Source organism: Streptomyces sp. NPDC042336, assembly GCF_055581985.1.
This window is the reverse complement of record NZ_JBVJEA010000017.1, coordinates 139,594-163,044: the sequence shown is the minus strand read 5'-3', so window position 1 is coordinate 163,044 and position 23,451 is coordinate 139,594. Positions and strand designations below refer to the sequence as shown.

The window sequence follows — 23,451 nt, the reverse complement described above, 5'->3', positions numbered from 1 at the left end:
AGCAGGCATCAGAATGATCCTCACCTCCGCCGGCGACATCGAGGTCGTCGCCGAAGCACGGGACGGCCGGGAGGCGGTGGACACCGCCCGGAGCACCGCGGTCGACGTGGCCCTGCTGGACATCCAGATGCCCGTGATGGACGGGCTGACCGCGCTGGCCGAACTGGGCCGTGCCGCGCCGGGGGTACGGGTGCTGATCCTGACGACGTTCGGGGAACGCGACAACGTCCTGCGGGCGCTCGGCCACGGCAGTGCGGGCTTCCTGCTGAAGGACACCGCCCCGCAGGAGCTGATCCACGCAGTCCGCGCGGCGGCGGCCGGCAACGCTTACCTGTCCCCGGCCGCCACCCGCCACGTAGTGGACACCCTCGCTTCCCCCGCCGCCACCGTGCGTGGCGAGGAGGCGCGCCGCCGCCTGGCCGGGCTGACTGGTCGCGAACGCGAGGTTCTGGCCCTGCTCGGCGAAGGACTGTCCAACGCGGCCGCCGGCGCCCGCCTGCATATGAGCGAGGCGACGGTGAAGACCTACGTCAGCCGCGTCCTGACCAAGCTCGACTGCGACAACCGGGTCCAAGCGGCGCTCCTGGCCCGCGACGCGGGCCTGGAGCCGTGCGCAGAGTGAACCTCAGCGCTCCGGCAAACCGTACGTGGAACGGATCTCCGAACTCACCCTCAGAGATGAGCCCCGTGAACCGGACTATCCGGATTCCGAGGTCCTGCTCACCATCGTCAATGCGGTACGCCATTGCCGACCGGTCCCGGTCCACTACGGCGACGGCGACGGACGCCGTACCGGCGCAGAGCACCTATTCCGTTGCCGTCGTATTCCTGCGGGCAGTGGCAGCTCTCACCTGTTCGCGCTGAACTGCACGTTGATCTTGTGGGGTTCAGGAACAGTTTTGTGAGCTCGCGGCGCTTCGTTGCACTACAGACGGTGATGAGCCGTGGCTGCGTCCGGCGATGGAGAGGATTCCGACACGACCATGAGACTGACCGCCTCAGACATGGCTTGAGACACCCGCCGAGCCCGAGGTCACAGCAGCGTCGTATGACACGAATCGCGAGAACCTACAGTTCTCCCGACGGTCAGGATGTCTGCGCCTCTGCGGGCGTCGGGTCCAAGGAGTCGAGGAGTTCCCCGAAGGTGATCTTCTCGTCGTCGTAGTCGAAGGTCATGGCAGCGGCGAGTGCCCCACCGGTCGGTGCTGCGCCCGCAGCGGTCCAGCAGGATCGTCAGGGCGACGTCGGGTTCGTGGTTGGCGAGGACCTCGTCGGCGGGGATCTGGCGTAGGTGCTCCAGGGTGCGGTAGCGGGACTTCGCGACGGCGCGGTAGACCTCGGAGCGGGAGAGGATCTCCCCGGTGGCGGGGAAGTCGAGCCAGGACTGCAGGACGGCCGCGGGGTCGGGGTGCTTGCCGAGTTCGTCGTCGTCCACCAGCCGCACCACACCGTCGTCCTCGTCTGCCGGAACCGGGATGACGGCCGCCGCGGCCAGGAACCAGTCGGGGCCGTCGGCCTTCTGAAGGGTAGCCGCCGTCGGCCCAGACCTTCGACACGGTGGGGTGGGCCGCGGCCAGGTCGTCGAGCAGGAGCTTGCCGCCGGTGGTGTCGTGCACGGACGCGGCGGTGACCAGGACGGCCAGGACCAGGCCGAGGGTGTCGGTGATGACGTGCCGCTTGCGTCCTTTGATCTTCTTGCCGGCTTCGATGCCCTGACTGGTCTCGGCCACTCACGCTCCGCCCAAGACCGCCGACACCGGTAGTCACAAGATCCTCCCCAACTACCAACTACATAGATCAGATGCCCTCTAACGAGCTTGTGCACGGTAGGCGGTGAGGCGTCGCGACCGAGCCGGAATCATCTCCGTCCTGCGATGCCGGTGGCCGCCAAGTCGCGCCGTGAGCAGAGCCCCAGCTTGGCGAACACGTTGGACAGGTGATGCCCGACGGTGCGGTCGCTGATCCGCAGACGGGCCCCGATCTCCCGGTTGGTCAGTTCGCCGGCGGCAAGCTGGGCCACTCGGCGTTCCTGTGCCGTCAGCGTTGCCATGCCCGTGCCGACGGCAGTGTCACGGCGTGCGGGCGCCATGATCAGACGCTGCTCACGCCGGGCCCGCTCGAGCATCGGGCGCGCTCCCAGTGCGTGGAACGTCTCGGCAGCGGCGTCGAGCTGCTGGCGGGCGTCTCGGCGCCGCCGCTGTCGCCGCAACCACTCGCCGTAGAGCAGCCGGGCCCGTGCGTGGTCGAACGGGCGCCGGGACGCACCGGGCACGTCCAGCGCCGCCCGGTAGGACCGTTCGGCGGCCGGTTCGTCCAGCAGTGCGCGTGCCAGGTGTGCTGTGAATCTCGCCCAGTGCGCGCCGGTGCGCCGTACCCAGGCGTCGAGCGCCTCGGCGCGGCGCCGGCCGATCTCCGGCCGCCGCGCGTGCACGGCGGCCTCGATCGTGTCCAGGCTTGCCAGCAGAGCGACGATCGGATGTGCTGCCTCGTGCCCGTGCTCGTCCAAGCGGGCGAGCAGGTCGAGTGCAGCATCGGCGCGACCGGCCGCCAGAGCGGCCATTCCACGGTTCCAGTGGGCCGAGGCGCTGACCGCACGGTCGCGGCGCGGCCCGGCCAGCTGCAGGGTCCGAACGGTCAGATGGTCGACGCTGCGGCCGTCACCGCGGGCGGCGGCGAGCCATCCGAGGCAGTTCCGGCACTCCGCAGCGATGTGCTCGGCACCGATCCGCTCGGCCGACGCGAGCCCCTCGGCCGCGGCGTCCTCCGCAGCGCCCCACCGGCCCGCGGCGATGTCGAGTCGCGCGATCCGAGCCAGCGCCGCAGCAAGCGAGGTGCCATCGGCGTGACGGCGGTGCCTGCGGACAAGGGCGTGCACGGCATCGGCGAGTGGCTCGTCGAGGCCCCACACCAGTCCGAGCGGCGACGCCGGGAGCAGCTGCGACTCCACCCGGGAGATGTGCGCCATGACGTCACCGAGTTCTGCCGACGACGCTGCCCGTGCCGGGTCCGTCGCTGGCCCCCACCACGTCCGGACGATCGGGAGGACCTCGGGCAGCCCAGGGGTCGTCAGCCCCGCGAGACGAGTGAGGGTCTCGCCGACGAGGTCGTCGCGGGCCGCGGACCATCCCGCGTGCAGGGCAGCGGCGCCGAGCTCCACTCTCATGCGCGGATCATCGAACGCGGCGATGTCGCGACTGATCGATCGGTGGGCTCGTTCCAGAGACCCCTCGGCGAGTTCGAGTACCCCGCGCAGGCCGCGGCTGGCGCGGGTGGCCAGAACCTCGTCGGTCAGGCTCCGGGCATCGGCCAGCAACCGACGCGCCATCGTGGCGTCGCCGCCGTGCCAGGCGGCCACGGCCGCGCCGGCGAGCCTGCGGGTCGCAGCGGCCGGGTCGGCGGACAGCTCGGCGGCCCGCCGCAGAATCGGTACCGCGCCGGCGCCCGAGGGCACCGTCTGCTCGAGCAGCCCGGCGATCTCCTCGTCGACGTCGTGAACGGTCGCGGCCCGGTGCCAGACATGCCCGCGACTGCCCGGGGGAAGCGCGGCGGCCAGGGTCCGGTGGGCGTTCCTGCGCTCAGACGGGGAGGCGCTCGCGTAGACAGCGGCCCGGACCACCGGGTGCCGTAGCGCAGGCCGGTCGGGCGTCCCGGCGAGCAGACCCGACCGGATCGTCTCCTCCCAGACCGGCTCCTCGGCGGCGCGGGAACGTGCTGACCGTGCGAGCGTGAGCTGATCACCGTCGGCACGAGCCGCGGCCATGAGCACGACGAACTCGCGTGCCGGGGTCGGCATGGTCTGCAGGCGCTCGGCGAAGGCCGTACGCAGCCGGGGCCCCACGGGCACCGTGCCGGCGGCAAGATCGTCGATTGGTACAGGCAGCTCGTGCAGTGCCAGCGGGTTGCCCCCACCTGCTTGCACCGCGCGGGTGACCTCGGGGCCGTCGAGGCCGGGGTGAGCGGCGGCGACCAGTTGGGCGGCGTGGTCGTCAGCGAGAGGACTCACCGCGAGCGGATCGACCCCCTCCCACGATCCGCCGACAGGCGCGTCGTGGCCGGCGACGAGGACCACCACCGGATCGGTCCCCACCCGCCGGGCGACGAATCCGAGCACGAACGCGGTCTCCGCGTCGAGCCGATGTGCGTCGTCCACGACGATCAGGAGCGGGCGGTCGACTGCCAGCGTCGCCAACAGGGACAGGACCGCCACGGCGGTGAGTGACCGGCCCGCTCCGGTGACCTCGCCCGCGAGCACGCCTCGCAACGCTGCCGCCTGGGACACCGGAAGAGTCGCGATCAGGTGCTCGACCGGCCGGAGCAGCGTGTCCAGGCCGGCGAAGGGGGTCCCGGACTCGCACCGTGCGGGCTGTACCGCCAGCGGGGCGAAATCGGGAGACGCCGCGGTGACGTGGTCGAGAAGTGCGGTCTTGCCGATGCCCGGCTCACCCCAGAGCACCAGGGCGCCACCCGTGCCACGGCGGGCTCGGTCGAGCACCTCGGTCACGGCAGCGATCTCTGCCTGTCGTCCGACGAGCGGGGCCGGAGCACCGGTTGCCCTCATCGCGTCCCCTCAGCCGTGACCATCTTCCGGCCCCAGAAGTCCGTGCCGTACCGTCCGAGGCCGGCGGGATCGTCCGACGCCCCGACGAGGACGCCGACCCCGTGCACGAGCGCGATGCCGGTGAGCCCCGCTCGGATCCTGATGAGCGCATCCTCGGGCCCCTGCTGCGGCAGTGCCACCCCACCGAGCCGGGTCCCGTTCGGTGGTGCCGACCTGACCGTGAATGGTGTGCGCATGCTCAGCGGCCTGCCGCAGGTGCTTCTAGGCCCGCAGACCACGGGCCCGAGTACCTTGACCGATGGCCCCGCTGCCGCGGGTAGGGTCGGGACCCGTTCGTCGATCGCCGACGACGAGCTTGCCCATCGAGCACGCCGAACCGCTGCCACGGCACGGGCAGCGTATGGACGAGGCGCTCGCCGCGGGCGCACGCCGAGGTCGGCGCCGCGCGGCGAGGCGCCGGTGGCCGTGGTCATGGCGACTCCTCCGAACCGGGGCGGACGCCCGTAGGGAGGGGGTCTCCCAGGAAGGCGAGCAGGGCGGCGTTGACCTCGTCGGCGTGAGTCCACAGCAGTCCGTGCGGGGCGCCGTCGATCTCCACGTACTGCGCGTCGGGCAGGGCCCGGCGGAAGCGGTGGGCCGTGACTTCGATGGGGAGGATCCGATCGGCGGTGCCGTGCAGGATCAGGGTCGGCGTGCCGCTGGCCCGGACGGCCTCGACGTCGGCGCGAAAGTCCTCGATCCACGAGGAGACGACGGCGTGGGCGGCCACGGGGGCGCTGGAGATGGCGACGTTCCAGCTGGCTGTGACCGCCTCCTGGCCGATGCGGTTGCCCAGGTTCTCGTCGAGGTTGTAGAAGTTGGAGAAGAACTGCTCGTACCAGGCGTAGCGGTCGCCCTTGGCCGCGGCCTCGATGCCGTCGAAGACGTCCTGGGGCACGCCGTCCGGGTTGTCGTCCCGAGCGACGAGGAAGGGCTCCAGGGAGGCCAGGAAGGCGAGCCTCGCGACCCGCTGGTGGCCGTATCGAGCGATGTAGCGGGCGAGTTCGCCGGTGCCCATCGAGAACCCGACGAGCACGACATCGCGCAGGTCCAGGGTCTCCAGCAGGGCATTCAGGTCGGCGGCGAAGGTGTCGTAGTCGTAGCCGGTGCCGACCTTCGACGAGCGGCCGAAGCCGCGGCGGTCGTAGGTGATGACGCGGTAGCCGGCGGAGAGCAGCTCGCGTGTCTGACGCTCCCAGCTGTGGCCGTTGAGCGGGTAGCCGTGGATGAGGACGACGGACTGACCCGCGCCTTGGTCCTCGTAGTAGAGCTCGACCGGCGTGCTGTTCTCGTTCCCGATGGTTACGTGTCCCATGATCTTTCCTTTCCGAGGGTGGTCTGCCTGCTATTGACCGACGAGCCGCCGTACCGCGATCGTTGTCGCCTCCGCGATGGTGGCGTTGCCGGCCGTGGACTCCGGGTCGGCGTAGACGGCGAGACCAGCGGCGCGCGGTCCGGGGGCAGCACGATCCCGACGTCGTTGCGCTCGCCCTGTGCTCCGGTCCCGGTCCTGTCCCCGATCAGCCACCCGGCTGGCACGCCGGCCCAGAGGGTGGCGTCGCCGGTGGTGTTCGCGACGAGCGAGGTGGTGAGCCGCTCGCGGCCGGCCGGCTGCAGGCCGCCACCGAGGGGCACCGCCCGCATGCTCTCGACGATGGCGGTCGGTGTGGTGGTGTCGCGCTCGTCGTCCGGGCCGGTGGAGACGTTGAGCTGTGGCTCGTTGCGGTCGAAACGGGTGGTCGCGTCATCCAGGCCGGGGGCGAACGCGGTCACGGCGGTCGGTCCGCCGAGGAGGTCGAGGGGCAGGTTCCTCGCCGTGTTGTGGCGTTGGCGCGCCGCGGCGGCTCTTCCAGCAGGCCGACGTCGTGGTAGTGCCGCACCGCACCCACAGTGGTGCCGGCGAGTTCGGCGAGTTGGCGGGGTCTCCAGGCCACGGCTGTTCCCTTCAGGTGTCGTCGACCGACGTGTCGTCGGCCCAGATGTCTTCGGCGTGGTCAGGGGTGCGTGAGCCGGCGCCGGCGATCGGCCTCCGACAGCCCGCCCCACCGCCGTGCAGCTCCCGGTGGGCCAGGGCGTGGACGGCGACCCGCTCGCGATGCTGCCGTAGCGGGAGGACTCCTCGTCGGCGGGGAAGAACACCTCGGTGCTGATCACGGTGGTCGCTCCCTTCCCGGTCGCTCTGCTGAGGGCTCTCAGAGTCGCGGGAAAGGCGCCTGGTCCGCGTCGGTAAGAATCCCTTACCCCGTCACCGACCCTGGCGCGGGGAGGGCTGGCATCTTGACGACCCGGTGCTGCCCGCGCGCTTCGCGTCGGTGACAATTACCGGATAGACGCCGTGTCGGCGCCAGGGGAGGACCAGGCGATGCTCGTGGGACGGCGCGCCGAGCAGGCGGCGCTCGAGCAGCTGCTGGCTCAGGCGCAGGGCGGCGACAGCGGAGTGTTGGTGGTGCGCGGGGAAGCCGGCATCGGCAAGTCCGCCCTCCTGCAGCACATGCGGGAGACCGCCGTGGCGGCGGGATTCGGGGTTCACGACGCGGCCGGGGTGGAGGCGGAGGCAGAGTTCGCGTTCGCGGGCCTGCACCAGTTGTGCGCCCCGTTCCTGGCGCGGGCGGTCGAGCTGCCCGAGCCGCAGCAGGCCGCGCTCGGGGTGGCGTTCGGGCTGCGCGAGGGTGCTGCGCCGGACCGGTTCCTGGTGGGGTTGGCGGTGCTGAGCCTGTTGGCCGAGAACGGGCCGTTGCTGTGTGTGGTCGATGATGCGCAGTGGCTCGATCAGGCGTCTGCGCAGGTTCTGGCTTTCGTGGCCCGGCGAGTGGGGGCCGAGCGGGTGGTGATGGTGTTTGCGCTGCGCGATCCCGGTGTGACCGACGTCGAGGCGTTCAGCGGGTTGCCGGAACTGCGCCTGGCGGGGCTGGGGGCCTCCGATGCCCAGACGCTGCTGGCTACCGCGGTCCGCGCACCACTGGACGATGTGGTGCGCGACCGGATCGTAGCCGAGGCGCGCGGCAATCCGCTGGCGTTGTTGGAGCTACCCCGGGGTGCTCCGGCGGTGCAGTTCGCGGGCGGGTTCGAGCTGCCGGATGTGGTGAGCGTTCCGCGCCGGATCGAGGACGGCTTTCGGCGCCGCGCGAACAGCCTGCCTGCCGACGCGCGGATGCTGCTGGTGGTTGCCGCGGCCGAGCCGACCGGGGACGCGGCGTTGCTGTGGCGCGCGGCCGCGGAGCTGGGGATCGCCCGCGAGGCGGCTGCGCCCGCGGAGGCCGCCGGGCTGCTGGAGTTCGACTTCCGTGTGCGGTTCCGGCACCCGCTGGTGCGCTCGGCGGTCTACCGGGCGGCCACACCGACCGACCGGCGCCGTGCGCACGGCGCGCTGGCCGCCGTCACCGACCAGCAGGTCGATCCGGACCGGCGTGCCTGGCACCGCGCGCAGGCGGTGGTGGGCACTGATGAGGACGCCGCCGCGGAGCTGGAGCGTTCGGCCGGACGGGCCCGCGCCCGCGGCGGGCTGGCCGCCGCGGCGGCGTTCCTGAAGCGTGCGGCCGAGCTGACCCCCAGGCCGGCCGTCCGGGCGGAACGGGCCCTGGAAGCTGCGCACGCCAAGCACGAGGCAGGTGCGTCCGAAGCCCTGGAGCTGCTGACAGTCGCCGCGGCCGGGCCGTTGGACGCCGTGGCGCAGGCCCGCCTACAGCTGCTGAATGCTCGGATCGCGTTCCACGGGGCAAGGGGCGGCGAGGGGCCACGGATGCTGCTGGACGCCGCCAAGACCCTCGCCCCGCTGGACCCGGCGCTGTCCCGGGAGACCTACCTGGACGCGCTCGATGCGGCGATCGTTACCGGCGACCGCGGACCCGGCGGCGTGCGTACGGTGGCCGACGCAGCCCGGGCCGCGCCCGCACCACCGAAGACGCCGAGGCCCGTGGATCTGTTGCTCGACGGGCTGGTGACGACGTTCACGCAGGGCTACGCGGCAGGAGTGCCCGGCCTGCGGCGGGCGTTGGACGCCTTCAATCGTCACGAGCGGGACGATCATGCCGTGAACGACAGCGACGACCGCCGCTGGCTGTGGCTGGCCGGCCGGACCGCGATGTCGCTCTTCGACGACCAGATGGTGCACGCGCTGGCCGCTCGTCATGTCCGGCTGGTCAGGGAAGCCGGCGCGCTGGCCACGCTCCCGGCAGCACTGCTCGTCCAGTCCGTCATGCTGGTGCTCTCTGGTGACTTCTCCCGGGCCGCCGAACAGACCGCGATCGCGGCCGCGACCAGAACTGTGCCCGTGCTCCACGGCCAGCTCATCCTGGCTGCCTGGCGCGGCCGCTCGGACGAGACCACCGAGATCCACGCGACCATGGTCCGGGAAGCGGCTGGACGTGGGCGCCGAACTGAGGACTTCCTGGCGCAGTACGCCATGGCGGTGCTGCACAACGGTCTGGGCGACTACCCGGCGGCTCTGGTCGCTGCGACGCGGGCTTTCGAGTCCGACGAGCTGACCCACAGCAACCTGGCACACTCCGAGCTCATTGAAGCGGCATGCCGTAGCGGCCGGCCGGAGCATGCGACCGCTGCGCTGGACCAGCTCAGCTCACGGGCGCTGGCCAGCGGCACCCCGTGGGGGCTCGGGCTGGCAGCGCGCTCACGGGCATTGGTCAGCACCGGCCCGGCCGCCGAGGAGTACTACCGCGAGGCGATCGAGCAGCTACGAAACTGCCGAGTGGCCACCCAGCTGGCCCGGACTCATCTCGTCTATGGCGAGTGGCTACGCCGCCAGGGCCGCCGTCAAGGCGCCCGCCAGCAGCTCCGCACCGCCCACCAGATGCTGTCGGACATGGGTGCGGAAGCGTTCGCCGCGCGCGCCGCCCGCGAGCTGCGCGCCACCGGCGAGCACCCACGCAGCCGGTCCGCCCAGCCCTCGGACGCGCTCACCGCACAGGAGCTGACGATCGCCCGGCTGGTAGCTACCGGGGCGACCTCCCGGGAGGTCGGCGCACAGCTGTTCTTGAGCCCGCGCACCATTGAGGCCCACCTCCGCAGCATCTTCCGCAAGCTGGGCATCACCTCCCGGCGACAGCTGCGGGACCTGCGGCTTCCCTAAAGGGCTGGCAGCGTGCGTGCCATGTCGCGGTACAGCGAATGCCGCCCGGAAGGCCGGCGAGCTGCGCCCTTTGGAGCTCGTAAAGGATCAAGAGCGCGCCGTCTTGAGGCGACGCCTGCGAATGAGCGTGCAGACGAGGGGGACGACGGCGGGCGGCTTAAGGCGACGGTGAATCGCTCGGCACGGCGGCATCGCCACCCTCTCGAACGGCGCAGGTGCACGGTCAGACGTGGCACACACCGTACGCGCCGACAAGCGAACCCACCCGACGATCCGAGGCGCGCTACCCCTCGGGCAGGACCGTGGCCGCCCACGCACGTCCTCAGCCCACGCTGCAGCCCAGGTCACGGCATCCCGAAATGCACCTGACGCGCCATCAGAACGAGCGTCAAATGAGCGTCAAGATTTCGCCCGTAACGCGCATAGCGCACATCCCGCACACCGAGTAAAGCCGCAGGTCAACGGCCCTTATCGGCAGGCTCAAGGATCGCGACGCACTCCACATGGTGCGTCATCGGAAACAGGTCGAACACCCGCAGCATCCGCACCCGGTACCCCCCGTCCCGGAAGTACCCCAGGTCCCGGGCCAGCGCGGCCGGGTCGCAGGCCACGTATGCGATACGGCGGGCGCCCAGCGAGGACAGGTGCTGGACCGTCTTGCGGCCGGCGCCCGCGCGGGGCGGGTCGAGGACGATGAGGTCGACCTCGTCGATGCCGGTGCGGGGCAGGACGGCCTCGACCTTGCCCTGCTCGATCCGCACCCGGTCGAAGGCGGCGAGGTTGTGGCGGGCGTCCTCGACGGCACGCTTGCCGGACTCGATACCGAGGACCGCGCCCTGGTCGCCGACGCGGTCGGCCAGGGCGCCCGCGAAGAGGCCGACGCCGCAGTAGAGGTCCAGGGCCATGTCGCCCTTGCGGGGCAGCAGGCCCTGCATGACCGCGGTCACCAGGGTGTCGGCCGCCTTCGGGTGGACCTGCCAGAAGCCGCCGGAGCCGACCCGGTAGGTGCGGCCGTCGGCGCGCTCGCGGACGAAGGGGCGGCCGTGGACGCGGTGGACTCCGCCGTCCTTCTCGCCGACGCGCATGACCGAGACCGGGCGGTCCAGTTCGACGATCGGCAGGCGGGCGCCGGGGCGCGGTGTCAGGATGACCTGGCGGTCCTGGGAGCCGGTGGCCGCGATCGCCTCGACGGACTCCATGCCCGTCCAGTCCCGCGCCTCGATGCCCAGCTCGCTGACGCCCTCCGCCGCGATCATGCAGTGGTCGACCGGCTCGACCTCGTGGGAGCGGTGCTTGCGCAGGCCCGCGCGGCCCTCCGCGTCCACCGCGTACTGCACGCGCGTGCGCCACGACGGGACCTGGCCGGCGGGCACCTTGTCGCCCTCGGCCGGCATCACCGTGCCGTCCCAGCCGGCCTCCTCGGGGGTCAGGCCCGCCAGGCGCTGCAACTGTTCGGCGACGACCTCGCCCTTCAGGCGGCGCTGGGCGCCCGGCTTGGCGTGCTGCCAGTCGCAGCCACCGCAGCGGCCGGGGCCCGAGAAGGGGCAGGGTGCCTCGATGCGGTCCTTGGAGGGGTCCAGGATCTCGACCGCGTCCGCGCGCAGGAAGCGGGCGCCCTCCTCGCCCTCCGTCACCCGGGCGACGACCCGCTCACCGGGCAGCGTGTGCCGGACGAACAGCACCTGCCCCTCGGACGTGCGGGCGATGCAGTGGCCGCCGTGGGCGACGGGGCCGACCTCGACCTCGTACTCCTCCCCCACCAGCGAGACCGCCTGGGGCTTCGCCCGGGACTCCGCCTGCGACTTCTTCGGTTCTGCCTGCATGGCGGGGTGACTCCAGAGAACGGGGGACGACAAAGGACAACAGCCGTCCAGTCTACGTGGACGAGGAGGAGTCCTTCGTACGGTCACGGTCCGGGTGCTGGTGCTGGGCCGGGCCTCGCCGGACCGCGCCGGGCGCGCTCCAGTTCTGGCGCTTGCGGGCCCGGCGTTTGGCGGCCTCGGAGGACTCCAGCTGGTACGGGACGGAGGTGACCATGACGCCGGGTGTGAACAGCAGGCGGCCCTTGAGGCGCAGGGCGCTCTGGTTGTGCAGCAGGTGCTCGTACCAGTGGCCGACCACGTACTCGGGGATGATGACCGAGACCGCGTCGCGCGGGGACTCCTTGCGCAGGCTCTTGACGTACTCGATGACCGGCCGCGTGATCTCGCGGTACGGCGAGTCGAGGACCTTCAGGGGCACGGCGATGCCGCGGCGCTCCCACTCCTCGCGCAGGGCCTTCGTCTCGACCGGGTCGACGTTGACGCTGAGCGCCTCCAGGCTGTCGGAGCGCATGAGCTTGGCGTAGGCGAGGGCGCGGAGCGTGGGGCGGTGGATCTTGGAGATCAGGACCACCGAGTGGACGCGGGAGGGGCGCACCATGTCGTCGCTCTGTGCCTCCTCGGGGTCCTCCGGGGCCGCGATCTCCTCGGCGACGCGGTCGTAGTGCTTGCGGATCGCCGTCATGGTCGCGAAGAAGATGCACATGCCGAGGAGCGCGACCCAGGCGCCGTGGGTGAACTTGGTCGCCAGGACCACCACCAGGACCAGGCCGGTGAAGAAGGCGCCGAAGGCGTTGATCGCGCGGGAGCGCATCATGTGGCGGCGCTTGGACTGGTCCCGCTCGGTGGCCAGGTTGCGGTTCCAGTGCCGGACCATGCCGATCTGGCTGAGCGTGAAGGACACGAAGACGCCGACGATGTAGAGCTGGATCAGACGCGTCGAGTCGGCGCCGTAGACCACGACCAGGAGCATGGCGGCGCCGGCGAGGAGCACGATGCCGTTGGAGAAGGCCAGCCGGTCGCCGCGGGTGTGCAGCTGGCGCGGCAGGTAGCGGTCCTGGGCGAGGATCGAGCCGAGCAGCGGGAAGCCGTTGTAGGCGGTGTTGGCGGCGAGGAAGAGGACCAGCGCGGTAGCGGCGGCCAGCACGATGAACAGGAAGCTTCCCTCGCCGAAGACCGCCTCGGCGACCTGCGAGATCACCGGGTGCTGGACGTAGTCGGAGCCGACGGCGACACCGTTGTGGAAGAGGTCGGTGGCCGGGTTCTCCGACATGCGCACGTCGGTCGCGGCGGCCAGCGCGATGATGCCGCAGAACATGGTGACGGCGAGCAGGCCCATCATCGCAAGGGTGTTCCCCGCGTTCTTCGACTTCGGCTTGCGGAAGGCCGGGACGCCGTTGGAGATCGCCTCGACGCCGGTGAGCGCGGCACAGCCCGAGGAGAAGGCCCGCAGCAGGAGGAAGACCAGGGCGAAACCGGCCAGGCCGCCGTGCTCCGGTTTGATCTCGTAGTCCGCCGTCGGGGCGCGCATGGTGTCGTCCAGGACCAGGCCGCGGAAGGCGCCCCACACGATCATGATGAAGACGCCCGCGACGAAGACGTACGTCGGGATCGCGAACAGGGTGCCCGACTCCCTGACCCCGCGCAGGTTCATCAGGGTGAGCAGCAGGATCACGGCGACCGCGCACAGGACCTTGTGCTCGACGACGAAGGGGATCGCCGAGCCGAGGTTCTCGATGCCGGAGGAGATGGAGACCGCGACGGTCAGGACGTAGTCGACCAGCAGGGCGCTGGCGACGGTCAGACCGGCCTTGGGTCCGAGGTTGGTGGTGGCCACCTCGTAGTCGCCGCCGCCGCTCGGGTAGGCGTGCACGTTCTGCCGGTAGGAGGCGACCACGGTGAACATCAGGACCACGACCGCGACCGCGATCCACGGGCTGAAGTGGTACGCCGACACGCCCGCGATGGACAGGACGAGCAGCACCTCGCCGGGCGCGTACGCCACGGAGGACAGCGGGTCGGACGCGAACACCGGCAGGGCGATGCGCTTGGGCAGGAGCGTTTCGCCCAGCCGGTCGCTGCGCAGTGCGCGCCCGATGAGGATCCGCTTGGGCACGTCGGTCAGTTTGGACACAACAGAGGATCGTAAGCGTTCGAACGGGCGACCGCCCAACCGCCACCCCTCCCCGGCCGCCCCGGTCTGCTCTACGGGTGAATTCACGGGGCGGAACGGCTGCGGATGGGGCTGGCGGCCGGGCTTGCATGGCTATATGACCATCACCGCCCGTCGTCCCCTGAGGGAGATCCCATGCATCTGTCCGCGGAGCTGGTCGGCGGCGGCGTCACGCTCGTCGGCCTCGCCGTCCTGGCCTTCGCCAGCATTCGCAGCATCTGCCGCCGGGGATCGTCGGCGGGGAGCTGACGCGGGGCCGCCCCGGACGGGACGGACGGGGAGCCGCGGGCCCGAGACGAACCGGGGGCCCAGCACGCCGAGCAGCAGCGGGAAGGCCGGTCGAAGGCCGTCACCAGGGTCTTGGGGCCGGTCGACGCGTCGTACCCGCCGTACGCCTCTCACTCTCGCTCTCTCTTGTCCGTCCCCCGTGACTTCCGCCTCTTCCGCCTCTTCCGCGAGGACGGGAGCGTCCCCGCGGCACAGGCTGTCCACGGCGTTCCCGCCCGGCGGCCCGCGCGTCGATGCCGGTGTCGCACCGGGCGCCGTCCGCGAGGACCTCCGTCAGGTCCCGGGCGTACCGGGCGCCGTCGACGCGCAGGGCGTTGGCGTACCGCCGGTCCAGGCCGGGGCAGGTGCCCACGACGACGTCCGTACGCCCGCGGTCGGCGCCGGAGCCGGTGGCGTCGTCGAGGCGGCCGAACGACGGCGAACGAACCACCCCGCCGGGGTGCGACGGCGGTGGACCGGCATGATGGTGGCTGCGGCCCTCGGTGGGGGGCCGCAGATGTTTGCCCGTCGAGCCGAAAGAGGAAGATGAACGGGATGTTCACCGCGGTCAGAGGGCAGAGAAGAAGAGTGGTGTAAGTCGTGCACATTGTCATCATGGGCTGCGGCCGCGTGGGCTCCGCGCTCGCCCAGACCCTGGAGCAGCAGGGGCACACGGTCGCGGTGATCGACCGGGACCCCACCTCCTTCCGACGCCTCGGTTCCTCGTTCGGCGGCCGCCGGGTCACCGGCATCGGCTTCGACCAGGACACCCTGCGCGAGGCGGGCATCGAGGAGGCCGGCGCCTTCGCGGCCGTCTCCAGCGGCGACAACTCGAACATCATCGCCGCCCGCGTGGCGCGCGAGATGTTCGGCGTGGAGAACGTCGCCGCCCGCATCTACGACCCGCGCCGCGCCGAGGTCTACCAGCGCCTGGGCATCCCCACCGTGGCCACCGTCCGCTGGACGGCCGACCAGATGCTGCGCCGGCTGCTGCCCTCGGGAGCCGAGCCGCTGTGGCGCGACCCCACCGGCGGTGTCCAGCTCGCCGAGGTGCACACCTCCTCGGCCTGGGTGGGTCACAAGATCAGCCGGCTCCAGGAGGAGACCGGCGTGCGGGTGGCGTTCCTCACCCGGCTCGGGGAGGCCATACTGCCGACCTCGCAGACGGTGTTGCAGGAGGGTGACCTCGTGCACGTGATGATGCGCACCGACGAGGTCCACAAGGTCGAGGCGGCGTTCGCCAAGGGTCCCGAAGAGGAGGGCGGTCACTGATGAGGGTCGCCATTGCCGGAGCCGGCGCGGTCGGCCGTTCGATCGCGGGCGAGCTGCTGGAGAACGGCCACGAGGTCCTGCTCATCGACAAGGCGCCGACCGCCATCTCGGTCGAGCGCGTCCCGATGGCGGAGTGGCTGCTCGCCGACGCGTGCGAGATCACGTCCCTGGACGAGGCGGCGCTCCAGCGCTGCAACGTCGTGATCGCCGCGACGGGCGACGACAAGGTCAACCTCGTCGTCTCCCTGCTGGCCAAGACGGAGTACGGCGTTCCGCGTGTCGTCGCCCGGGTGAACAACCCGAAGAACGAGTGGCTCTTCAACGAGTCCTGGGGCGTGGACGTGGCCGTCTCCACTCCGCGGCTGATGTCGGCCCTGGTCGAGGAGGCGGTGAGCGTCGGCGACCTGGTCCGGCTGCTGCGCTTCAGCCACGGCGACGCCAACCTCGTGGAGCTGACGCTGCCGGAGGAGTCGGCTCTGGCCGGTACCCAGGTCGGCGACGTCCAGTGGCCCGAGGACACCTCGCTGGTGACGATCATCCGCGGCACCCGGGTGCTGACGCCGTCCCGGGAGGACTCCCTGGAGGCGGGCGACGAACTGCTCTTCGTCGCCGCGCAGGCCCGTGAGGAGCAGCTGGAGGACCTGCTGTCGGCCCGCCGAGGGCCCGACGGCGTGGTCTGACCGACGACGGACGAAGACGGACGAAGACACGTCCAAGGCGGTGGGACGCCCGGAAGATCCGGGCGCCCCACCGCCTTACTGCTCCGTCTCGCCGGTCAGGCCTTGCGGTGCCTGCCACCGCGCAGGTCCGCGGCCTCCCCGCCGGCCTCGGACGACGCCGGCCCCGGCAGGGCGCCGTCGGCCCCCGCCTGCTCGCCTTCACGCCGGTCCCGCTCGGCCTTCTCGGCCTCCTCCGCCGCCTCCATCTCCGCGAAGACGTCGATGGGCGCCGGCGCCTTGGCCAGGAAGACCCAGGTCAGCCAGACGGCGAGCAGGAAGGGCGGGATCTTCAGGGTGACCAGGACCCAGCCGAGCTGCTCGGTGTCCGCCCACCAGTACAGCGGGAAGAGGATCGCGGACTTGGCGAGCAGGATGAAGCCCCACGCGTAGCTGGCCTTGGTGTACGCCTTCTTGCGGCCGGGGTTGCGGGTGCGCCAGGAGAGGTTCTCCTTGAAGACCGGGCCGAGGATCAGGCCGATCAGCGGCACCCCGGCCAGCGAGGTGACGATGTACGCCAGCGCCAGGCCCAGGGTGTAGAGCATGCCCGGCAGATAGAAGTTCTTGGCGTTGTCGGTCATCATCGCGAAGACCACGCCGAAGGCGACGCCGAAGACCCCGCTGAACGCGTGCTTGACGGTGTCCTTCATCACGAGCCGGACGACGACCAGCACCACCGACACGGCCAGTGCCGCGATCGCCGACATGTGCAGGTCGTTGTTGAGGGTGAAGATGGTGACGAAGAGCAGGCCCGGCAGCACCGTCTCGATCATGCCCCGCACGCCGCCGAACGCCTCGAACAGCGCGGCCTCCGTCACCGCCCGGGCGTCGTCGGCCTCTGTCGTCTCTTCGGTCGGCTTGTCGAGCGACGTCACCGGCTACTCCCGTCCGAGGGGTCTCAGTTCGTATTTCGGGTTGAAGAGCACCCGGCGGCCGTGGCTCATGGAGATCCGGCCCGATGCGATGAGCTTGCGCCCCGGCTCTATGCCCACGATGGAGCGTCTGCCCAGCCACACCACGTCCAGGGCGGCGGAACCGTCGAACAGCTCGGCCTCCAGGGCCGGAACACCCGCACGCGGTCGCAGGGTGACCGTGCGCAAGGTACCAGTAACCGACACGACCTGCCGGTCCTGACAGTCTCCGATGCGCGTGCAGCCGGCGGTGTCGGCGTCCTCGCGCAGTTCCTCCGACTCCAGGTCCTCCTGTGACGAGGAGAGCCGGTCGAACATGCGCCGGAACCGGCCCACCGGCTTGTCGGAACGCGGAGCAGCACTCATATCTGAAGCGTACCGGGGCACGCCGACAGCCATGCACCCCTGTCGGGGCGGGATGGCGAGGCTCACGTCCCCCTCACTTCCCGTGCGCCCCCGCTCACTTCTCGAAGCGGTAGCCCATGCCCGGCTCCGTGATGAAGTGCCGCGGGTGCGCGGGGTCCGCCTCCAGCTTGCGGCGCAGCTGGGCCATGTAGACCCGCAGGTAGTTCGTCTCCGTCCCGTACGACGGCCCCCACACCTCCTGCAGCAGCTGCTTCTGGCTGACCAGGCGCCCCGTGTTGCGCACCAGCACCTCCAGCAGGTGCCACTCGGTGGGTGTCAGGCGTACGTCCCTGCCGTCCCTGTTGACCTTCTTGGCGGCCAGGTCGACGGTGAACTCGGCGGTGTCCACGACGACCTCGTCCTCGCCGCCCGGGACGGGTTCGGACCGGCGGACGGCGGCCCGCAGCCGGGCCAGCAGCTCGTCCATGCCGAAGGGCTTGGTGACGTAGTCGTCGGCGCCCGCGTCGAGCGCCTCGACCTTCTCGTCGGAGGAGTGCCGGGCGGACAGCACCAGGATCGGCACCCGGGTCCAGCCGCGCAGTCCCCTGATCACGTCGACGCCGTCCATGTCGGGCAGGCCCAGGTCCAGCACCACCACGTCGGGGTGACGGGCGGCGGCGAGCTGGAGTGCGGTGGCTCCGTCGTGGGCGGCGTCGACCTCGTAGTGCCGTGCCTTGAGGTTGATCACGAGGGCCCGCACGATCTGCGGTTCGTCGTCGATCACGAGCACCCGGGTCATCGGGCGGCCTGCCTTTCTGCCGTGGCCAGGTGGTGGGCCGGCCCGGACGCACCGGAGGAGCCCACCGCGCGGAGGGTGAGGACCATGGTGAGGCCGCCGCCGGGGGTGTCCTCGGCGTTCAGGGTGCCGCCCATCGCCTCGGCGAAACCGCGGGCCACGGCCAGACCGAGTCCCACCCCGGCCCCGCGCGGGGCGTCGCCGTAGCGCTGGAAGGGCTCGAAGATGCGGTCCTTGGCCTCGTCCGGCACGCCCGGCCCCCGGTCCACGACCCGTACCTCGACGCGGTCGGCGAGGGCGCTGGCGGCGACCAGGACGGTGCGGTCGTCCGGACTGTACTTGACGGCGTTCTCCACCAGGTTCGCCAGCGCCCGCTCCAGGAGCCCGGCGTCCACGGCGACCATGGGCAGCGTCTCGGGGATGTCCAGTTCGGCGCTGCCCTCGGGCACCCCGCCGAGCGCCATCGGCGCCACCTCGTCCACGTCGATCTCGCGGATCAGCGGGGTGACGGTGCCGGTCTGCAGGCGGGACATGTCGAGCAGGTTGCCCACCAGGTGGTCGAGGCGGTCGGCGCCCTCCTCGATGCCTTCGAGCAGCTCCGCCTGGTCCTCCTGGGACCAGGCCACGTCGTCGGATCTGAGGCTGGTCACGGCCGCCTTGATCCCGGCGAGCGGGGTGCGCAGGTCGTGGCTGACGGCGGCCAGCAGCGCCGTGCGGATGCGGTTGCCCTCGGCCAGCGCGCGGGCCTGGTCGGCCTCCTCGCGCAGGCGACGCCGGTCCAGGACGACGGCGGCCTGGGCGGCGAAGGCGGCCAGCACCCGGCGGTCCTCCGCGGGCAGGACCCGGCCGGTCAGCGCGAGGGCCATGTGGTCGCCGACGGGCATGTCCACGTCCGCGTCCTCCGGGCGGTCAATCGGCGGTCCCGACCCGGCGCGCCCCGCGCAGGTCCAGGGCGCCACGTCGCCCTCCCGCTCCAGGAGGGCGGCCGACTCCATGCCGAAGGTCTCGCGCACCCGCTCCAGGAGCGTCTCCAGGCTGGTCTCGCCGCGCAGCACGTCACCGGCCAGGAAGGACAGGATCTCCGACTCGGCCCGCAGCCGGGCGGCCTGGTGGGTGCGGCGGGCCGCGACGTCGACCACCGAGGCGACGGAGAGCGCGACGCCGACGAATATGGCGAGCGCAAGGATGTTCTTCGGGTCGGCGATGGTGATCCGGTTGACCGGGGGCGTGAAGAACCAGTTCAGCAGCACGGACCCGACCGCGGCCGAGGCGAGCGCCGGGTACAGCCCGCCGAGCAGGGCCGCCGCGACGGTCAGCGCCAGGTAGAGCAGCACGTCGTTGGCGAGCCCGAGGTGGACGGTGCTGAGCAGCAGCGACAGCAGCACCGGACCGCCCAGGCCCGCGAACCAGCCCCAGACGCTCCGGGACCGGCCGAGCCGCGCGCCCCTGGCCACCGGCAGCCCGCGCCCCTTGGCGACCTCCTCGTGGGTCACGATGTGAACGTCCAGGTCGGCGCCGGACTCGCGGGCGACGGTGGCGCCCACGCCGGGGCCGAAGACGTACTGCCAGGTCTTGCGGCGTGAGGAGCCGAGGACGATCTGGGTGGCGTTGACGCCGCGGGCGAAGTCGAGCAGTGCGGCCGGTATGTCCTCGCCGAGCACGTGGTGGAAGGTGCCGCCGAGGTCCTCCACCAGGGTGCGCTGCACCGCCAGCTCCTTCGGGGAGGCGGAGGTCAGCCCGTCGCTGCGGGCTATGTACACCGCCAGCACCTCGCCGCCGGCGCCCTTCTCGGCGAGGCGCGCGGCCCGCCGTATCAGCGTCCGGCCCTCGGGGCCGCCGGTCAGGCCGACCACGATGCGTTCGCGCGAGCCCCAGATCCTGGAGACCCGGTGCTCGCTGCGGTACTGCTGGAGGTACTCGTCGGCCCGGTCCGCGACCCACAGCAGCGCCAGCTCGCGCAGGGCGGTGAGGTTGCCGGGGCGGAAGTAGTTGGACAGGGCCGCGTCGACCTTGTCCGGCTGGTAGATGTTGCCGTGGGCCATGCGCCGGCGCAGCGCCTGCGGCGACATGTCGACCAGTTCGATCTGGTCCGCGCGCCGCACCACCTCGTCCGGCACCGTCTCGCGCTGCCGTACGCCGGTGATGGACTCCACGACGTCGCCGAGCGACTCCAGGTGCTGGATGTTGACGGTCGAGACGACGTCGATGCCGGCGGCGAGGAGTTCCTCGACGTCCTGCCAGCGCTTGGCGTTGCGCACGCCGGGGACGTTGGTGTGGGCCAGCTCGTCCACCAGTGCCACCCGGGGGCGGCGGGCCAGGACCGCGTCCAGGTCCAGCTCGGTGAAGGCCGCGCCGCGGTACTGGACCTCCCGGCGCGGCACCTCTTCCAGGCCGCGGAGCATCACCTCGGTGCGTGCCCTGCCGTGGTGCTCGACGAAGGCCACCACGCAGTCCGTGCCCCGTTCGACGCGCCGGTGTGCCTCGGACAGCATCGCGTACGTCTTGCCGACGCCGGGTGCCGCACCGAGGTAGATCCGAAGCTTGCCGCGTCCCATGGCCTCATTGTCTTCCGGTCACCGCTGATTGCGCAGCGTCGACCCTACGACCCGCGATCGCGGCAAAAGGGGCGGGGGCGGGGATGCCGGTCGTCCTTGACGGAACTCTGACGCCGGGGCGTCACTGCTCGACGATCTCCCCGTCCCGCAGCTCCAGCACCCGGTCGGCGAGGTCGAGCAGGGTGGCGTCGTGGGTGGCGACCAGGGCGGTGACCCGTTCGCTGCGTACGACGGCCCGCAGCAGCTCCATCACGGAGTGACCGGTCTCCGCGTCCAGCTGGCCGGTGGGCTCGTCGGCGATCAGCAGCGCCGGGTCGTTGGCGAGGGCGCGGGCGATGGCGACCCGCTGCTGCTGCCCGCCGGACATCTCACCGGGGCGCTGGGCGGCGTGGTCGGCGAGGCCGACCAGGGAGAGCAGCAGCTCGACGCGTTCCTCGCGTTCGCGCGGGGCGGCCCGGCGCAGCCGCATCGGTACGCCGACGTTCTCGGCGGCGGTGAGGATCGGGATGAGCCCGAAGGACTGGAAGACGAAGCCGACCCGGTCCCGGCGCAGGGCGAGCAGCCCGTCCTCGTCCAGCTCCGCGAGGTCCCGGCCGTCGACCTCGACCCGCCCGGCGTCCGGGGTGTCGAGGCCGCCGACGATGTTGAGCAGGGTGGTCTTCCCGGACCCCGACCGTCCCTTGAGGGCGACCAGCTCCCCGCACGGCACGTCGAAGGAGACGCCGCGCAGTGCGTGTACGGCGGCGCTGTCCCTGCCGTACGACTTCCGCACGTCCTGGACGCGCACCATGGTCTGCGTGACCACCCGGCTCATGTTGTGCCCTCCCCCGTCGTGCCCCGTCAACCGGGCGCCAGTATCACCACCGCGGGCGGACGGATTCAACGGCCGCGGCCCGACCGTCCGGCGCGAGCGCCCCGGTCTGTACCGCGAAAGGGCCACGTCGCCCTGGCGACGCGGCCCTCGTGGCGCACGTACGGCGAACAGCCGTACCGAACCCGCCTAGCGAACCTCGGTGATCTCCGGCCCGCGCTGGAGCTGGCCCATGCCGCCGGCGAAGCGGGAGCCCTCCTCCTGCTGGACACCCTCGGGGACCATCTGCGCGTCGTTCGGCAGCTTCAGGACGATGGGGTCACGCGGGGCCATCGGGCCCTCGCCGCGGACCACGACCGTGTCCCGGAAGATCTGCTCCAGCAGACCGGCGGCCTGCGGCTGCACCGCGCCCTGGCCCGAGATCACGCCGCGCAGGAACCAGCGGGGCCCGTCCACACCGACGAACCGCACGACCTGGAAGCCGCCCGTGCCGTCCGGCAGCTGCACCGGGACCTGGGCCCGCAGCTCCCAGCCCAGCGGACCCTCGACCTCGTCGACGATGCCGCCCTGCTGGGTGATGCCGGAGCCGATCTCCTCGCGCACCTCGCCCCAGATGCCCTCGCGCTTGGGCGCGGCGAAGCCCTGGAGCTGGATGGCGCTGTCACGCAGGACCACGGTCGCGGCGACGATCGCGTCGCCCGCGACCTCCACCCGCAGTTCCATGCCGTCGACCCCGGGGATGAACAGGCCGCCCAGGTCGACCCGGCCCTCGCCCGGGTCGCGGACCTCGGTGCTGTCCCAGGGCCCGTCGGGGCGCGGCTCGGGCTCGAGCCGCACGCGTTCGCGCTCTTCGTCCGCCTCGGTGTCGACGCTGTCGACGACCTGCTCGGTCTCGCCGGCCGCGTCCTCGGCGGCATCCCTCTTCTTGCGACGTCCGAACACGTCACTGTCCTTCCCGGTCGGATACGACCGAAGCGTATCGATTCCCACCCGTCGGGCCGCCTTCGGCGACCTGACCGCTTGTGCCGCTTGCACGGTCCAACCCGGCGTGGCCGCCGGTGGACCCGAAGCCCCCCTCGGCCCGCGCCGAGTCGGGAAGCTCCGCGACCTGACGGAAGCGGACCCTCTCGACCTGCTGGACGACCAGTTGGGCAATCCGGTCGAAGCGCTCGAACCGCACGCTCTCGCGCGGGTCGAGATTCACCACGATCACCTTGATCTCCCCACGGTACCCGGCATCAATCGTCCCCGGGGCATTCACGAGGGCGACACCGCAGCGGGCGGCCAGTCCGGAACGTGGGTGCACGAAGGCCGCGTACCCCTCGGGGAGCGCCACAGACACGCCGGTGGGCAGAACGGCGCGTTCACCCGGCGCCAGCTCGCAGTCGACGGTGGTGCGCAGGTCGGCACCCGCGTCTCCGGGCTGCGCGTACGCCGGCAGCGGCACGTCGGGGTCGACGCGCCGGATCAGCACCTCGAGGTCGGCACGGCTCACGGGTTCACCTCGAAGGCGCGGGCTCGGCGGAGCTGGTCGGGGTCGTCCATGGCGGCGCGGATCTCCTCCTCGCGGCCGTTGTGGACGAAGTGCTCGACCTTGACCTCAATGAAGAGGGCGTCGGCGCGGACCGCCACGGGGCCGTCGGGCCCGCCGATCCGGCCGGTGGCGGTGGAGTAGATCTTCCGGCCCGCCACCGCGGTGACCTCGGCCTCCAGATACAGCGTCGTGTCCACGGGCACCGGACGCCGGAAGTCGGTCTCCAGCCGTCCGGTCACCGCGATCGTGCGCAGCAGCCAGTTGAGCGAGCCCAGCGTCTCGTCCAGGGCGCTGGCCAGCACGCCGCCGTGCGCCAGGCCGGGAGCGCCCTGGTGGGCGGGGCGAACGGTGAACTCGGCGGTGATCGACACGCCTTCACCCGCCCGCGCCTGGAGGTGCAGCCCGTGGGGCTGGTCGCCGCCGCAGCCGAAGCACTGGCCGTAGTGGGCGCCGAGCAGCTCGCCGGGGGCGGGCGCGTCGGGGTGCCGTACGGGTTTCACGGCGTCGGCGGGGGGCTCAAGACCTGGGGAAGTACCACTCACAGGCGCAGACCTTACCCGCGCGTCGG

20 protein-coding genes and 1 pseudogene are annotated in these 23,451 nt (G+C 71.7%); 4 read left to right on the top strand and 17 right to left on the bottom strand.

All coding sequences use genetic code 11. The features are described from left to right. Nucleotides 1-622 (top strand): response regulator (locus tag ACZ6IM_RS30110; protein WP_469560689.1); only part of this gene is annotated, 622 nt, incomplete at its 5' end. A 411-nt stretch (nucleotides 623-1,033) separates the two neighbouring features. Here ACZ6IM_RS30110 and ACZ6IM_RS30105 read toward each other — a convergent pair. From ACZ6IM_RS30105 to ACZ6IM_RS30075, 7 genes and pseudogenes are all read right to left on the bottom strand, one after another. Then, nucleotides 1,034-1,447, bottom strand: coding sequence for a hypothetical protein (locus ACZ6IM_RS30105; protein WP_469560695.1), 414 nt, complete (start codon nucleotides 1,445-1,447; stop codon nucleotides 1,034-1,036). 16 nt (nucleotides 1,448-1,463) lie between these two features. After that, nucleotides 1,464-1,730 (bottom strand): annotated as a pseudogene (locus tag ACZ6IM_RS30100) (transposase); the annotation flags it as partial. Nucleotides 1,731-1,858: 128 nt separating this feature from the next. Then, the gene (locus ACZ6IM_RS30095; protein WP_469560687.1) at nucleotides 1,859-4,558 is read right to left on the bottom strand and encodes an AAA family ATPase; all 2,700 of its coding nucleotides are present in this window, start codon (nucleotides 4,556-4,558) and stop codon (nucleotides 1,859-1,861) included. Beyond that, complete coding sequence (locus ACZ6IM_RS30090) at nucleotides 4,555-4,794, bottom strand: hypothetical protein (protein ID WP_206341261.1); 240 nt, start codon at nucleotides 4,792-4,794, stop codon at nucleotides 4,555-4,557. Before ACZ6IM_RS30090 ends, ACZ6IM_RS30095 begins: the two co-directional genes overlap by 4 nt. A gap of 233 nt (nucleotides 4,795-5,027) precedes the next feature. Beyond that, nucleotides 5,028-5,912, bottom strand: coding sequence for an alpha/beta fold hydrolase (locus ACZ6IM_RS30085; protein ID WP_052840046.1), 885 nt, complete (start codon nucleotides 5,910-5,912; stop codon nucleotides 5,028-5,030). Beyond that, complete coding sequence (locus tag ACZ6IM_RS30080) at nucleotides 5,900-6,370, bottom strand: serine hydrolase (RefSeq protein WP_052840047.1); 471 nt, start codon at nucleotides 6,368-6,370, stop codon at nucleotides 5,900-5,902. The genes ACZ6IM_RS30085 and ACZ6IM_RS30080 overlap by 13 nt, the downstream gene beginning before the upstream one ends. Continuing rightward, entirely contained in the window at nucleotides 6,367-6,531 is a 165-nt protein-coding gene (locus ACZ6IM_RS30075) for a MerR family DNA-binding transcriptional regulator (RefSeq protein ID WP_469560682.1), read from the bottom strand. Before ACZ6IM_RS30075 ends, ACZ6IM_RS30080 begins: the two co-directional genes overlap by 4 nt. A 428-nt stretch (nucleotides 6,532-6,959) precedes the next feature. Between ACZ6IM_RS30075 and ACZ6IM_RS30070 the strand changes: the two genes are divergently transcribed. Next, complete coding sequence (locus tag ACZ6IM_RS30070; protein ID WP_052840048.1) at nucleotides 6,960-9,683, top strand: AAA family ATPase; 2,724 nt, start codon at nucleotides 6,960-6,962, stop codon at nucleotides 9,681-9,683. Nucleotides 9,684-10,141: 458 nt separating this feature from the next. Here ACZ6IM_RS30070 and ACZ6IM_RS30065 read toward each other — a convergent pair whose 3' ends face one another. Beyond that, nucleotides 10,142-11,506 (bottom strand): class I SAM-dependent RNA methyltransferase, encoded by a 1,365-nt coding sequence (locus ACZ6IM_RS30065; RefSeq protein WP_052840049.1) that lies wholly within the window; start codon nucleotides 11,504-11,506, stop codon nucleotides 10,142-10,144. Between the two features lie 52 nt (nucleotides 11,507-11,558). Next, nucleotides 11,559-13,637, bottom strand: a complete 2,079-nt coding sequence (locus ACZ6IM_RS30060) for an APC family permease (protein ID WP_052840050.1) — start codon at nucleotides 13,635-13,637, stop codon at nucleotides 11,559-11,561. A 906-nt stretch (nucleotides 13,638-14,543) separates the two neighbouring features. Between ACZ6IM_RS30060 and ACZ6IM_RS30055 the strand changes: the two genes are divergently transcribed. Next, nucleotides 14,544-15,215, top strand: coding sequence for a potassium channel family protein (locus ACZ6IM_RS30055; protein WP_052840051.1), 672 nt, complete (start codon nucleotides 14,544-14,546; stop codon nucleotides 15,213-15,215). Then, entirely contained in the window at nucleotides 15,215-15,895 is a 681-nt protein-coding gene (locus ACZ6IM_RS30050; protein WP_052840052.1) for a potassium channel family protein, read from the top strand. The genes ACZ6IM_RS30055 and ACZ6IM_RS30050 overlap by 1 nt, the downstream gene beginning before the upstream one ends. 95 nt (nucleotides 15,896-15,990) lie before the next feature. Here ACZ6IM_RS30050 and ACZ6IM_RS30045 read toward each other — a convergent pair whose 3' ends face one another. The 8 genes from ACZ6IM_RS30045 to ACZ6IM_RS30010 form a co-directional block, all read right to left on the bottom strand. Then, the gene (locus tag ACZ6IM_RS30045; protein ID WP_052840053.1) at nucleotides 15,991-16,806 is read right to left on the bottom strand and encodes a DUF3159 domain-containing protein; all 816 of its coding nucleotides are present in this window, start codon (nucleotides 16,804-16,806) and stop codon (nucleotides 15,991-15,993) included. 3 nt (nucleotides 16,807-16,809) lie between these two features. After that, nucleotides 16,810-17,208, bottom strand: a complete 399-nt coding sequence (locus ACZ6IM_RS30040; RefSeq protein WP_076976707.1) for an OB-fold nucleic acid binding domain-containing protein — start codon at nucleotides 17,206-17,208, stop codon at nucleotides 16,810-16,812. 94 nt (nucleotides 17,209-17,302) lie between these two features. Next, nucleotides 17,303-17,986, bottom strand: a complete 684-nt coding sequence (locus ACZ6IM_RS30035; RefSeq protein ID WP_052840054.1) for a response regulator — start codon at nucleotides 17,984-17,986, stop codon at nucleotides 17,303-17,305. Beyond that, nucleotides 17,983-20,538 carry an ATP-binding protein gene (locus tag ACZ6IM_RS30030; protein ID WP_052840055.1) on the bottom strand — a complete coding sequence of 852 codons (2,556 nt, stop codon included), beginning with the start codon at nucleotides 20,536-20,538 and terminating at the stop codon, nucleotides 17,983-17,985. Before ACZ6IM_RS30030 ends, ACZ6IM_RS30035 begins: the two co-directional genes overlap by 4 nt. 121 nt (nucleotides 20,539-20,659) lie before the next feature. Further along, complete coding sequence (locus tag ACZ6IM_RS30025; RefSeq protein ID WP_052840056.1) at nucleotides 20,660-21,352, bottom strand: ABC transporter ATP-binding protein; 693 nt, start codon at nucleotides 21,350-21,352, stop codon at nucleotides 20,660-20,662. A gap of 186 nt (nucleotides 21,353-21,538) precedes the next feature. Further along, nucleotides 21,539-22,291: a DUF3710 domain-containing protein gene (locus ACZ6IM_RS30020; RefSeq protein ID WP_052840057.1), complete on the bottom strand. Its 753-nt coding sequence runs from the start codon at nucleotides 22,289-22,291 to the stop codon at nucleotides 21,539-21,541. A gap of 1 nt (nucleotide 22,292) precedes the next feature. Further along, the gene (gene dut / locus ACZ6IM_RS30015) at nucleotides 22,293-22,844 is read right to left on the bottom strand and encodes a dUTP diphosphatase (protein WP_052840058.1); all 552 of its coding nucleotides are present in this window, start codon (nucleotides 22,842-22,844) and stop codon (nucleotides 22,293-22,295) included. Further along, entirely contained in the window at nucleotides 22,841-23,425 is a 585-nt protein-coding gene (locus ACZ6IM_RS30010) for a PaaI family thioesterase (RefSeq protein WP_052840059.1), read from the bottom strand. The genes dut and ACZ6IM_RS30010 overlap by 4 nt, the downstream gene beginning before the upstream one ends. Between the last annotated feature and the right edge of the window lie 26 nt (nucleotides 23,426-23,451).